Genomic DNA, 12,595 nt, shown 5'->3' with positions numbered 1-12,595 from the left:
ACTCGTCACCGCTTCTCGGCCGAGATCATCCGGATCCGGTGGTTGAACGTGTCGGCGATGTAGATGTTCCCCTGCCCGTCAACCGCGACGCCGAACGGATAGTTCAGGCTGCCGGCCTGCGGGGGTCCCCCGTCGCCGCCGAACTGGGCCGTTCCGTTGCCCGCCACGAGCGCGATGATCTTCCTGCGCCGGTCCCACCGGCGGATCAGGTGGCTGTCCGAGTCGGTGATCAGAATGGATCCCTCCCGGTCTACGGCGATCCCGTAAGGCCGCGAGAGGCTCGTCGAGAATTCTCCGGCGACCCCCTGGAACCGGTACTCGCTCCCGTCCCCGGCCACCGTGCTGATCACGCCGCTCGTGAGGTCCAGCGCTCGAATCCGCCCGTTGAAGGTGTCGGCGAGATAGAGCTGCCCGTCCGGCCCGAAGGCGAGACCGCTGGGCCCGGCCAAGGCCGCCTCCGTACCGAGAACCCCGTCCCCCGTGTAAGCAGCCTCGCCCGTGCCGGCCACCGTCGTGATGATCCCGGTCGCCAGATCGATCCGGCGAACCCGGTTGTTGCTCTGATCGGCGACGTAGAGCGCCCCGCACCCGTCCAACGCCAGGGCCGTCGGCTCGTTCAGCGAGGCGGTCACGGCCGGCCCTCCGTCCCCGGAATAGCGCGGCTTCCCGCTGCCCGCGATCGTCGTGATCAGGCCCGTGCGCGCCTCAACCTTCCGGATCCGGTGGTTCATCGTGTCGGCGATATAGACGTGCCCTGCCCCTTCCACCGCCACGGCTGACGGGAAGTGGAGCTTCGCCTCGATTGCCGGGCCTCCGTCTCCTTCGAATCGTCCGGTCTTCGGCGCGGTCCCGACCGTGAACCGGACCGTCCCGCTCAGGTCGCCGACCTGGGTGAACCGCTCCGGCCCGGCCAGCCTGGGACCGTCGAAGGGATCCTCCTCCGGCGGTGCTGGCCAGGAGCCCGGCTGATCGCCGCAGCCGGCCGTCGCAGAGACCGCCTCATCCGGGCTTCCGGCGACGGTCTCGATGATCCCGGTCCGGAGATCCACCCTCCGGATCGCGTGGTTCTCCGAATCGGCGATGTACAGAACGAGGCCGGTCCCGTCGAGCGCGAGGCTCTTGGGCTCGTTCAGGCGGGCCGAGATCGCCGGGCCCCCGTCGCCCCCGAAGCCCGGCTCCCCGGTGCCGGCCACTGTCACGATGGTTCCCTGCTTTCCTGAAGCGATCATGGTCCTGGCTCATCCCCGCTGGAGATTCTTGAGAATCGCGCTTCCCATCTCGACCGTGCCGACCAGCGTGCAGCCCGGGCCCTGGATGTCCTTCGTCCGATAGCCCTGCTGCAGGGTCTTGAGGATCGCCTGTTCGACCGCGTCGGCTTCCTTGTCCAACTGGAACGTGTAGGACAGCATCATGGCGGCCGAGGCGATCGTCGCGATCGGGTTCGCGACGTTCTTGCCCGCGATGTCCGGCGCGCTCCCGTGGATCGGCTCGAAAAGGCCCGCATGGGCGCCGAGGCTCGCGGACGGGAGCATGCCGATGGAGCCGGTCAGCATCGCCGCCTCGTCGCTCAGGATGTCCCCGAACAGGTTGGTCGTCACGAGCACGTCGAACTGTTTCGGATTCCGGATCAACTGCATCGCGCAGTTGTCCACGTACATGTGGGCCAGCTCGACGTCCGGATAGTCCCGATGGACCTCCGTCACGACGCGCCGCCAGAGCTCCGAGGATTCGAGCACGTTGGCCTTGTCCACGGAGGTGACCCGTCGCCGCCGCTTCTTGGCCGCCTCGAAGGCCACCTTGGCGATGCGCCGGATCTCCTGGGTCGTGTACACCTCCGTGTTGACGCCCCGCTCCCCCTCCGGGGTCTTCTCGATCCCCTTGGGCTTGCCGAAATAGATGCCCCCGATCAACTCCCGGACGACCAGCACGTCGATCCCCTCGATCACCTCCCGCTTGAGCGTGGAAGCATCGGCCAGCATCGGGTAGAGCTTCGCCGGCCGGAGGTTGGCGAAGAGGCCCAGTTCCTCCCGCAGCCCGAGCAGCGCCCGCTCCGGCCGGATCGAGTAGTCCAGCCCCTCCCACTTGGGACCGCCCACCGCCCCCAGCAGCACCGCATCGCTCTGCTTGGCGAGCGCCAGCGTCTCCGGCGGCAGCGGCGCTCCGGTCCGGTCAATGGCCTGGCCGCCGACGACGGCGGGCGCGAACTCGAACTGGTGGTGGAACTTCTCCCCCACCGCCTTGAGAATCTTGACCGCCTCGGGGACGATCTCCTGTCCCACCCCGTCCCCGGCCAGCACCGCAATCTTCACCTTCATCCCCGAACTCCTCCAAGGCGTCTTTCGTGAAGCGTTGTTCGTGAAGCGCGAGAGAAAAATTCTTGCGTTTAGCGCTTCACGAGTGACGTACGACGCGCTCGCGTCCCGGTTCCCGACTCTACCCGCGCCCTACTGCCAAATCAAGCCGGCCTTCTGCTCCGGATCGAAGTGCTTGGAGGCCCAGAAGGCCAGCTTGTTGAGCGCGTTCAGATAGGCCTTGGCGGAGGCGACGATGATGTCCGTGTCCGCCCCGTGGCCCGTCGTGGTCTTGCCTCCCTCCTCGACCCGTACGGAAACCTCCCCCTGGGCCTCCGTGCCGCCCGTGATGGCTTCGACCGCGTAGGAGAGCAGGCGGCTCTTCGTCCGGACCATCGCCGCGATGGTCCGGTAGGCGGCGTCCACCGGCCCGTCGCCCGTCCCTGACTGCTTGATGAGACGGCCGTCGATCTCCAGCTCCACCTGGGCGGTGGGCACCTGGTCGGTCCCGCTTTCCACGTGGAGGCGCTTGAGGACGTACCGCTCGGGGATCTTCGCGATCTCCTCGGACACGATCACTTCGAGGTCCTCTTCGTAGACCTCCTTCTTCTGGTCCGCCAGCTTCTTGAACCGCGCGAAGGCGTGGTGCAGCTCCTCCTCGGTGAGCTTGTAGCCCATCTCCTCCAGCTTCTGCCGGAACGCGTGCCGGCCCGAGAGCTTCCCCATGACCAGCTTGCTCTGCACCAGCCCGACCGACTCCGGTCTCATGATCTCGTAGGTGCTCTTCTCCTTCAGCAGCCCGTCCTGATGGATGCCGGAGGCGTGGGCGAAGGCGTTGGCGCCGACGATCGCCTTGTTCGGCTGGACGACCATGCCCGTGATCTTGCTGACGAGCCGGCTCGTCTTGGTGATCTCCTCGGTCCGGATGCCGGTGTCCGCCCCGTAGACGTCCTTCCTCGTGCGGAGGCCCATCGCGACCTCCTCCAGCGACGCGTTGCCGGCCCGCTCGCCGATCCCGTTGATCGTGCACTCGACTTGCCCGGCCCCTTCCAGCACGGCCGCCAGCGAGTTGGCCACGGCCAGGCCGAGGTCGTTGTGGCAATGGACCGAGATGACCGCCCGGTCGATGCGGCGCACCTTTTCGCGGATCCCTCGGATCAGACGCCCGAACTCCTGCGGCGTCGTGTAGCCGACCGTGTCCGGGATGTTCACGGTCCCGGCTCCGGCCTCGATCACCGCTTCCAGCACCTCGTGCATGTAGCCGGGATCCGACCGGGTCGCGTCCATCGGGGAGAACTCCACGTCCTCCACGTACCCCCGCGCCCGCTGCACCATCTCCACCGCCCGCTTCAGGGCCTCGGCCCTCGTCATGCGGAACTGATACTTCAGGTGGATGTCCGAGGTGGAGAGGAACGTGTGGATGCGCACCTTGGGCGCGCCCTTGAGGGCTTCCCAGGCCCGGTCGATGTCCTCCGGCCTGGCCCGGGCCAGGCTGCAGATCGTGGGCCCCTCGACCTCAAGGGCGATCCGCCGGACCGCCTCGAAGTCGCCGGGAGAGCTGTAGGCGAACCCCGCCTCGATGATGTCAACCCCCAGCCTGGCCAGCTGCTTGGCCACCATGACCTTTTCTTCCACGTTCATGCTGGCTCCGGGCGACTGTTCTCCGTCGCGCAAGGTGGTGTCGAAGATCCGGATCATGCGCGTCATGGCTCAACCCTCCTCAAAAACGAAAAAGCCTTCCTCCCAGGCAGGCCAGGGACGAAGGCTTACGCGCTCCGTGGTACCACCCTGATTCAGCGCCCGGCGTCCAGCGTCGCCCCGGGCACCCTTCGTTGGACCCGTCACGGGGGTCAGGCGGGACCCATTACCCCCTCCGACTCCGGAGATTTCACGGGCCCGGCTCCGAGGCGAGTTCGGCGGCCGCCAGGCTGGTTCGCACCATCCACCAGCTCTCTCCCTTCCGTCGGGACCGCCTACTACTCCTCTTCCCAGCCGTTCCAGTCTACCCTGTTTAGTCCTTCGATTCCAGCACCGGCTGCTCCGCGGCCGGCTCCCGCCTCCCGAACGTCTTGGCCACGAGGGTGACGCCCTTTTCGACCGGCCCCAGCAGGGCGTAGCCGGCCGCGAGCACGAACAGCATCAACTGCGGCCAGGCGACCACGAGCATCAGCCCCAGGATGGCCCAGACCAGGTAATTGAAGTGCTGCCCGCCCCGGAACTTGAGATCCTTGAAGCTCCGGTATTTGACCGTGCTGACCATCAGGAAGGCCAACGAGAGCGTCACGATCAGGATCAGGAGCGGCTTGATCTCGGCTCCCATCCGCACGATGTGATGGTCGAAGATCACCAGCGTCGCGATCACGCTCGCCGCAGCCGGGATCGGGAGCCCCGTGAAGTACTTGCTCTCGGTCGTCGCCGTCATCACGTTGAACCGGGCGAGGCGCAGCGCGCCGCAGGCCACGAACGCAAACAGGACCGCGGAGCCCAGCATGCCGTGCGTGCTGAGCGCCCAGGAGTAGATCAGAAGGCCCGGGGCCACCCCGAAGGACACGAGGTCGGCCAGCGAATCGTACTCCACGCCGAACTGGCTCGTGCTGTTCATCCAACGGGCCGATTTCCCATCCAGCATGTCGAAGACGATCGCCACGAGGATCGCGACCGCCGCGGCCACGTAGTTGGCGTCGAAGACGGCCAGGATCGAGAAGAGTCCGCTGAACAGGTTGCCGGTCGTCAGCAGGTTCGGAATCAGGTACACCCCGCGCCGGCGTTTCGGATCCTTCATGAACTTGAACCGGCCGGTTTTCATGAACGGTGGACGCATGATCGCTTCCCCCTCAGCCGAACTGGGCGAGCAGGGTCTCGCCCCCCTTCACCCGTTCCCCAACCCGGACCAGCAGCTTCGCCCCGAGCGGCAGGAACAGGTCCATCCGCGAGCCGAACCGGATCAGGCCGTACCGGTCGCCGCACCGGACCTGCTCGCCGGGCGAAGCCCAACAGACGATCCGCCGCGCGATCAGCCCGGCCACCTGGACGCAGAGCACCTTGGCGCCCTGGGCGGTCCTGATCATCAGAGCGTTCTGCTCGTTCCGCAGCGTCGCCTCCGGCCTGTCGGCCGCCACGAACCGGCCCGGCTGGTAGGCCACCTCCTCGACCGCGCCGTCGCAGGGAATCCGGTTCACGTGCACGTCGAAGACGTTCAGAAAGATGCTCACCCGGATGCTCTGATCCTTCAGGTAGCGGGGCTCGAACTCCTCGGCGATCGCGATGACCCGACCGTCGCCCGGCGCCACCACCGACCCGGCCGCGAGGGGCGCAACCCGGCGCGGATTGCGAAAGAACCAGGCGGTAAAGGCGGCCAGCCCGGCCAGCACCGCGGCCGGCCCTGTCCAGCCGAGCGCTCCGGCCAAGGCCGCCGAGCCGCCCGTCGCGGCCACGAACGGCAGCCCTTCCCTGACGATCGGAATTCCGACGGCCCGGTCCGCCATTGCTTCGAGTTTTCAGTGATCAGTGATCAGTCATCAGTTGAAACTGACCACTGACGACTGACAACCGCTTTCAGTTCTTGTTCTTGTCGACCAGCTTGCCCTTCTTCAGCCAAGGCATCATGGCCCGGAGCTTGGCCCCGACCTCTTCGATCGGATGGGCCTCGCCCTTCTTCAGCAGGGCGTTGTAGACGGGACGGTTGGCCTGGTTCTCCAGCACCCATTCTTTCGCGAACTGCCCGCTCTGGATCTCCGCCAGGATCTTCTGCATCTCCCGGCGGGTCTCGTCGGTGATGATCCGCGGGCCGCGCGTCACGTCCCCGTACTTGGCCGTGGTGCTGATCGAGTAGCGCATGTTGGCGATGCCGCCCTCGTAGATCAGGTCCACGATCAGCTTCACCTCGTGCAGACACTCGAAGTAGGCCATCTCGGGCGAGTACCCGGCGTTCACCAGCGTCTCGTAACCGGCCTGGATCAGAGCGGTCAGTCCGCCGCAGAGGACGACCTGCTCGCCGAAGAGGTCGGTCTCGGTCTCCTCCCGGAACGTGGTCTCGATGATCCCGGCCCGCCCGCCGCCGATCGCGCTCGCGTAGGCGAGGCCGACCTTGCGCGTATCGCCGCTGGGGTCCTGATGGACGGCCAGCAGCGCCGGCACCCCGCTTCCCTTCGTGTACTCGGAGCGGACCAGATGGCCCGGGCCCTTAGGCGCCACCATGAACACGTTGACGCCGGCCGGCGGCACGATCTGGCCGAAGTGGATGTTGAACCCGTGGCCGAACGCGAGGTAGGCCCCGTTCTTCAGGTGCGGCGCGATGTCGTTGCGGTAGATGGCCGGCTGGGCTTCGTCGGGAGCCAGGAGCATCACGACGTCCGCGCTCTTCGCCGCGTCCGCGGTCGGCATGACCTTGAGGCCGGCCGCCTCGGCCTTGCGCCAGGAGCCTCCCTCCCGGAGCCCTACCACCACGCTGACGCCGCTCTCCTTTAGGTTCAGCCCGTGGGCGTGGCCCTGGCTGCCGAACCCGATGATCGCGACCTTCTTGCTCCGGATCTGCTGGAGATCCGCATCCTGATCGTAATACATCTTCATCTTGACAACTCCTCGTTGCGGCCCGTGGCCCGTGGCGAAGGGCTCGCGGTTGCAAGCCTCAGCATTGGGTCCGGCCTCTGGCCTCGCGCCCCTTGCCTCTCGCCTATTCTTTGGCGATCCGCTTCGGCTGCGCGGCGGCGGGCCGGATCGGCTCCCGCGCGATGGCCACCCGGCCGGTCCGGACCAGTTCCTTGATGCCGAGCGGCTGCAGCAGGTTGATGATCGCCTCGATCTTCTTGATGTCGCCGGTCACCTCGATCGTGTAGGTGGTCGGGGTGGAATCCACCACGTTGGCCCGGAAGATGTCGGCGATCCGCAGGGCCTCGGCCCGGTCCTCCGGCTTCGCATGGACCTTGATGAGCGCGGTCTCGCGCGCCACGAACTCGCTCTCGTTCAGGTCCACGACCTTGATCACGTCGATCAGCTTGTTGAGCTGCTTGACGATCTGCTCGATGATCCGGTCGTCGCCCTTGGTGACGATCGTCATCATGGACATGGACGGATCCAGCGAGGGCGCGACGGACAGGCTCTCGATGTTGAACCCGCGCCCGCTGAACAGGCCGGCCACCCGCGAGAGCACCCCGAACTTGTTTTCGACCAGGACCGAGATGATGTGTTCCATCCTAAACCAAGGCTGAAGGATGAAGTCGGAACGCTGACTTCATCCTTCATCGTTCAGACTTCATACTTCTTCTTATGCCGTCAGCACCGTGTCCTTGTCCTCCGGGGTCACCGGCGCGCCGGCAGCCTGCTTTTTCTTGAGCTCGGGCGGATCGCCCAGGATCATCTCGTGGTTGCACCCGCCGGCCGGGATCATCGGATAGCAGTTCTCGTACCGGTCCACCGGCACGTCCACGATCACCGGCTTGTCCGCCGCCAGCGCCTGCTTGATGACGTCGTCCACCTCCGAGACCTTGGCCGCGCGCAGTCCGACGGCCCCGTAAGCCTCGGCCAGCTTGACGAAGTCCGGCACCGTGTCCAGGTCGCTGGACGCGTACCGCCCCTCGTAGAACAGGTCCTGCCACTGCCGCACCATGCCGTGGAACCGGTTGTTGATGATGACGACCTTGATCGGCAGCTTGTGCACGACCGCCGTGGCCAGTTCCTGCATGTTCATCTGGACGCTCCCGTCCCCCGCCACGCAGAGGACCAGCTTGTCCCGGAAGGCCGCCTGAGCCCCCATGGCGGCCGGCACGCCGAACCCCATGGTCCCCAGCCCGCCGGACGTGAGCCAGCGGCGCGGCTTCGCCAGCTTGAAGTACTGGGCGGACCACATCTGGTGTTGCCCCACGTCCGTGGCCACGATCGGGTCCCGGTCCTTGGTCAGCTCGAAGAGCCGCTTGATCACGTGCTGGGGCTTGATCGCGCCGTTCGGGTCCTGCTCGTACGCGAGCGGGTGGGCCTGCCGCCACTCGTTGATCTGATCCCACCAGGGCTTGCGCAGTTCCCGCTGCTCCCCGTTTACCGTGGCTTTCAGGATCTGGTTCAGCTCCCGCAGCACGCGCTTGCAGTCCCCCACGATCGGGATGTCCACGTGGACGTTCTTCCGGATCGAGGTCGGATCGATGTCGATGTGGATGACCTTCGCGTAGGGGCAGAACTCCGACACCTTGCCGGTCACGCGGTCGTCGAACCGGGCGCCCACCGCGATCACGAGGTCCGAATAGTGGACGGCCATGTTGGCCCAGTAGGTGCCGTGCATGCCCATCATCCCCATCGAGAGCGGATGCTCGCCGGGAAAGGCCCCCAGGGCCATCAGCGTCATGTCCACGGGAATCTGGGCCAGCTCGGCCAGCTCCAGAAGCTCCTCTGAGGCGCCGGAGAAGACCACGCCGCCGCCGACGTAGAGGACCGGCTTCTTGGCCTTCAGGATCGCGTCGGCCGCCTGCTTGATCTGCCACTTGTTTCCCTCGTAGGTCGGGTTGTAGCCCCGGATCGAGACCGAGCTGGGGTACTTGAAGTCGGTCTTGTTCATGGACACGTCCTTCGGAATGTCCACGAGAACCGGCCCCGGCCTGCCGGTGGTGGCGATGTAGAAGGCTTCCTTGATCGTGACCGCCAGGTCGTTCACGTCCTTGACGAGGAAGTTGTACTTGGTGCAGGGACGGCTCAGCCCCACGTTGTCCGCCTCCTGGAAGGCGTCGTTCCCAATCAGGCTGGTCGGCACCTGACCGGTGAAGCAGACGAGCGGCACCGAGTCCATGTAGGCGTCGGCCAGAGCCGTGACCACGTTGGTCATGCCGGGGCCGGAGGTCACGAGCGCCACGCCGGCCTTGCCGGTGGCCTTGGCATAGCCCTCGGCCATGTGGCCCGCCCCCTGCTCGTGGCGGGTGAGCACCACCTCGACGTCCTTCTGCTGGTGCAGCACGTCGAAGATCTTCAGGACGACGCCGCCCGGCAAGGCGAAGATGGTCTTTACCCCCTCGCGCTTGAGCGACTCCAAGAAAATTTCAGCCCCGGTGAGTTTCATCGCTCCGCTCCCGTATGTATGGCTCGCCGCCCTTCGGGGCTCGCTCCCCAGGCGAGGGCCCCTCCAAGCGCGCGTCACGGCCGACAGTGAAATCCCTCTGAAAAAACAATAGGAAAGAGAGCAGATCGTACCAGCGACCTGTCGGAGAAGTCAATAGAAATCGCCGCTGTCCGGCTCGCCGGCAGAGAGCCCTCGCTGCGCGGAGACATGGTCTTTTGGGCCGTCGGGCGACTGTGCTACGGTAGCCGGGCTATGGCCCAGCCGAGCGCCCGTTCGACGCCTCACGCGATCCGCGTCACGATCCTGTCGCGACGCGATTGCCACCTGTGTCACGTCGTGGCCAAGATGGCGCGCCGGCTCCAGGCCGAGACGCCGTTCAGCCTCTTCACCGTGGACGTGGACGAGGATGCGGCGCTCGCCGCCCGGTATGGGAGCCGGATCCCGGTCGTCCTGATCGAGGCGCGAGAGGCCTGCGCCGGCAAGGTGACGGAGGGGCAGTTGCGACGGGCGATCAAAAGGGCGCGCTGGAGGGGACCTGTAAGCCGGATTCTGTCCCGCCTCAGATCGTCTCTGCGACGGGGATGATCATTTCTCTGGGGCTCGGGTTGCCCCGAGCCTCCTGCGACCTACCCGAGGGCCTGACCGGGCCAGCCGTTCCGAGACTCCCATATGGTCGAGCCTCGGACGCCCTCCTATTTGGTCTTGCTCCGGGCGACGCTTACCGTGCCGTCCGTGTCGCCACGGACGCGGTGGGCTCTTACCCCGCCGTTTCACCCTTGCCTGATCCCGAGACCCGCTGTCGCGGACCCCCGGCCATCGGCGGTCTGTTCTCTGTGGTGCCGGTGTCGGATCGCTCCGCCTGGGAGTTACCCAGCGCCCCGCCCTGCGGAGTCCGGACTTTCCTCTGGCGGTCTCCCCACCAGCGATCATCCGGTCCCCTCCATCGCGCCGATTCAGTATAATCGCCGAGGCATCCGGTTGCAAGCCGATTGACCGGATTTTCGGCCTCTGCTACAGTACGCTCCCCGACCGATGCCCCCGTCACCTTCAGACGACACCCCATGACCACGGAACAGCCCAACCGGGGAACCGGCCGGATCGGCATCGACGAATCCGGCAAGGGCGATTATTTCGGGCCTTTGGTCGTCGCGGCGGTCTTCGTGGATGAAGCCGCTGAGTCGGACCTGACCCTCATGCAGGTGCGGGACAGCAAGAAGATCTCCGACAACCGGATCCTGGAGCTGGCCCCGGACATCAAGCAGGTCTGCCCGCACAGCGTGGTCGCGATCGGCCCGCAGCGCTACAACGAGCTCTACGCCAAGATCAGGAACCTGAACCGGCTGCTCGCCTGGGGCCACGCCCGCGCGCTCGAAAACCTGCTGGAGCGGGTGGAGTGCCCGCTGGCGATCGCCGATCAGTTCGGGGACGAGCGGTTCATCCAGAACGCGCTCCTGGAGAAGGGCAAGCAGATCCGATTGATCCAGCAGCCCAAGGCGGAAGCCGACCTGGCGGTCGCCGCCGCGTCGGTCCTGGCCCGGGCCGAGTTCCTGACCCGGCTCAGGCGTCTGGCCGACGAACTGGGGCTCCCGCTTCCCAAGGGCGCGTCACAGCAGGTCGAGCTCGCGGCGCGGATGATCCTCAAAAAGCACGGGAAGGACCGGCTGGGGACCGTGGCCAAGCTCCACTTCAAGACGACGCAAGCGGTGCTGGCCGCGTCGGCTGGGACTTAGATCTAGACCGTTTCTTCTTCCTCGAACTGTCGGGGCTGGCTCGTCGAGACGCTCACCGGTTCCCCGTCCCAGTAGAGAATCCGGTGGCAATAGGGGCAGGCATTCATCTCGTCTGACCGCTTGACCTCGGCAACCAGTTGGGGGGGCAGTTGCAGACGGCAGCCGGAGCAGGTGCCGTTCTTGACCGGCACCACGGCGAGGTCCTTGCGCATGGCCTTGAGCTTGCCGTAGCGGTCGAGCAACTCCCGGTCCAACGTCGTCGCAAGGGTCGCCTGCTTCTGCTCCAACTGGGCCAGTTCGGTCACCAGACCGGCGGACTCGGCCTCCAGCCTGGCCTTCTCCTGGGCGAACAGCCGCTCGGCGTCCGCCACCTTGGCCTTGGCTTCCTTCAGAGCCCGCTGCTGGGCCTCGATCCGCTCCATGAGCACGAGGATCTGCTCCTCGATCTCCCCCTTCTTCTTGTTCGCCATCTCGATCTCGAAGAGGTGCGCCTGGTACTCCTTGTTGGTCTTGAGCTCGGAGAGGCGGCCCTTGAGTTTCTCGATCTGGGCCTCCTGGGCCTCCAGATCCCGCTCCCGATCGCGGCGTTCCTTGCCGAGCGTCTCGGTGGCGGCGGTCGCGTCCTTGAGCATCGCGGTCGCGTCGCGGAGGGGGGCTTCCGCGGCGGAGAGGAGGTCCGGGGCTTTTCGCTGGTGTTCCCTGATCTCGCCGATCCGGAGATCAAGGGTCTGCAGTTCGATGAGCGGCTGAAGCTGCGGGTTCAACAGCGCCTCTGGGCAACAACTAAGGAGGAGAGCCATCGTAACTCGAAGGCGGACCCGGTTGCAAGGGGCGGCGAGAGAAGGACGGAGAGACGTTCACACAGGGGGCCAATACTTCCTGACCTGCTGGTCGGAGAGCTCCAGCTCCCAGACCGTGGCACGCGCAAAAACCTTGGCCTCCTCCGCCAACCTTGCTGCGTCGGGCGGCCCGAGACCCAGATCGTGCAGACAGGCGGCCAGCGCCGCCTCTCCCTCGCAGGGGCAGGGCTGGAGGGTCGGCTTGTCCATCCCAAACGGGACGAACAGCACCAGATAGGTACCGGGCACGGCCGGCTCCCCTCCCAACTGCCGCGTAATCCGCAAGTAGCCTTTGACTCCCCGGTCCATCGCTCCGGCCCGCGCCTCCCATCCACACGGCAACCAAGCGGACGCAGCAGGATTCGTGCCGAACACGTGCCGGAGAAGGGCCGGTCGAACGAGGGCGCCGGAACAGAATGGCGACCGCGAGAACAAAGACGATCGGTCTCGTAAAAAGTTAGAACGAGCGTGCCCCTAAACGCGATGGATCTGGATTGGCCCGTTGGCGGACTGTGTCCCCGGCGCAACAACCTGTACAGAACTGTACAGGCCTCCGACGCAAGGAGTGGGCGACACGTATCAGGAGCGGGGTTGCCGACCGAAGATCGAGGGGAACCGGCTGCCAAGCGGCAAGGTTGCCGTGCCCTCCACTCCGCTTGTCCGACCCAAGGACAAACGAAAGAGGCGGTCCTCCGT

General features: G+C 66.1%; 11 protein-coding genes, 1 other RNA gene and 1 pseudogene. 2 read left to right on the top strand and 11 right to left on the bottom strand.

All coding sequences use genetic code 11. From position 1 onward, the window contains the following. Positions 1-5 precede the first annotated feature (5 nt). The 8 genes from AB1411_03115 to ilvB all read right to left on the bottom strand — a co-directional run bounded on the left by AB1411_03115 (position 6) and on the right by ilvB (position 9,330). On the bottom strand, positions 6-1,229 hold the full coding sequence (locus AB1411_03115; protein MEW6542580.1) for a hypothetical protein: 1,224 nt from the start codon (positions 1,227-1,229) through the stop codon (positions 6-8). Positions 1,230-1,238: 9 nt separating this feature from the next. Further along, positions 1,239-2,315 (bottom strand): 3-isopropylmalate dehydrogenase, encoded by a 1,077-nt coding sequence (leuB, locus tag AB1411_03110; GenBank protein ID MEW6542579.1) that lies wholly within the window; start codon positions 2,313-2,315, stop codon positions 1,239-1,241. A 129-nt stretch (positions 2,316-2,444) separates the two neighbouring features. Then, entirely contained in the window at positions 2,445-3,998 is a 1,554-nt protein-coding gene (locus tag AB1411_03105) for a 2-isopropylmalate synthase (protein MEW6542578.1), read from the bottom strand. 304 nt (positions 3,999-4,302) lie between these two features. Next, positions 4,303-5,112, bottom strand: a complete 810-nt coding sequence (gene pssA / locus AB1411_03100; protein MEW6542577.1) for a CDP-diacylglycerol--serine O-phosphatidyltransferase — start codon at positions 5,110-5,112, stop codon at positions 4,303-4,305. A gap of 13 nt (positions 5,113-5,125) precedes the next feature. Further along, positions 5,126-5,776 carry a phosphatidylserine decarboxylase family protein gene (locus AB1411_03095; GenBank protein MEW6542576.1) on the bottom strand — a complete coding sequence of 217 codons (651 nt, stop codon included), beginning with the start codon at positions 5,774-5,776 and terminating at the stop codon, positions 5,126-5,128. A gap of 70 nt (positions 5,777-5,846) precedes the next feature. After that, positions 5,847-6,860, bottom strand: coding sequence for a ketol-acid reductoisomerase (gene ilvC / locus AB1411_03090; GenBank protein ID MEW6542575.1), 1,014 nt, complete (start codon positions 6,858-6,860; stop codon positions 5,847-5,849). A gap of 103 nt (positions 6,861-6,963) precedes the next feature. Beyond that, positions 6,964-7,482 carry an acetolactate synthase small subunit gene (gene ilvN, locus AB1411_03085; GenBank protein MEW6542574.1) on the bottom strand — a complete coding sequence of 173 codons (519 nt, stop codon included), beginning with the start codon at positions 7,480-7,482 and terminating at the stop codon, positions 6,964-6,966. A gap of 72 nt (positions 7,483-7,554) precedes the next feature. After that, positions 7,555-9,330, bottom strand: coding sequence for a biosynthetic-type acetolactate synthase large subunit (gene ilvB, locus AB1411_03080; protein ID MEW6542573.1), 1,776 nt, complete (start codon positions 9,328-9,330; stop codon positions 7,555-7,557). 207 nt (positions 9,331-9,537) lie between these two features. Between ilvB and AB1411_03075 the strand changes: the two are divergent. Next, positions 9,538-9,834, top strand: a pseudogene (locus tag AB1411_03075) (glutaredoxin family protein). A gap of 18 nt (positions 9,835-9,852) precedes the next feature. Here AB1411_03075 and rnpB read toward each other — a convergent pair. After that, positions 9,853-10,272: RNase P RNA component class A (gene rnpB / locus AB1411_03070), an RNA gene on the bottom strand. 119 nt (positions 10,273-10,391) lie between these two features. Here rnpB and rnhC point away from each other — a divergent pair. Next, positions 10,392-11,060: a ribonuclease HIII gene (rnhC, locus tag AB1411_03065; GenBank protein ID MEW6542572.1), complete on the top strand. Its 669-nt coding sequence runs from the start codon at positions 10,392-10,394 to the stop codon at positions 11,058-11,060. A gap of 2 nt (positions 11,061-11,062) precedes the next feature. On the opposite strand, the gene AB1411_03060 is transcribed toward rnhC, so the two are convergent. Then, positions 11,063-11,824 carry a C4-type zinc ribbon domain-containing protein gene (locus AB1411_03060; protein MEW6542571.1) on the bottom strand — a complete coding sequence of 254 codons (762 nt, stop codon included), beginning with the start codon at positions 11,822-11,824 and terminating at the stop codon, positions 11,063-11,065. Positions 11,825-11,917: 93 nt separating this feature from the next. Continuing rightward, positions 11,918-12,208, bottom strand: a complete 291-nt coding sequence (locus AB1411_03055; GenBank protein MEW6542570.1) for a hypothetical protein — start codon at positions 12,206-12,208, stop codon at positions 11,918-11,920. Between the last annotated feature and the right edge of the window lie 387 nt (positions 12,209-12,595).

It is taken from the genome of Nitrospirota bacterium, from assembly GCA_040757595.1.
In the GTDB taxonomy this organism is placed as follows: domain Bacteria; phylum Nitrospirota; class Nitrospiria; order Nitrospirales; family Nitrospiraceae; genus JBFLWP01.
Note: the sequence above shows the minus strand (reverse complement) of the source record. Positions and strands in the feature narration are given on the sequence as shown.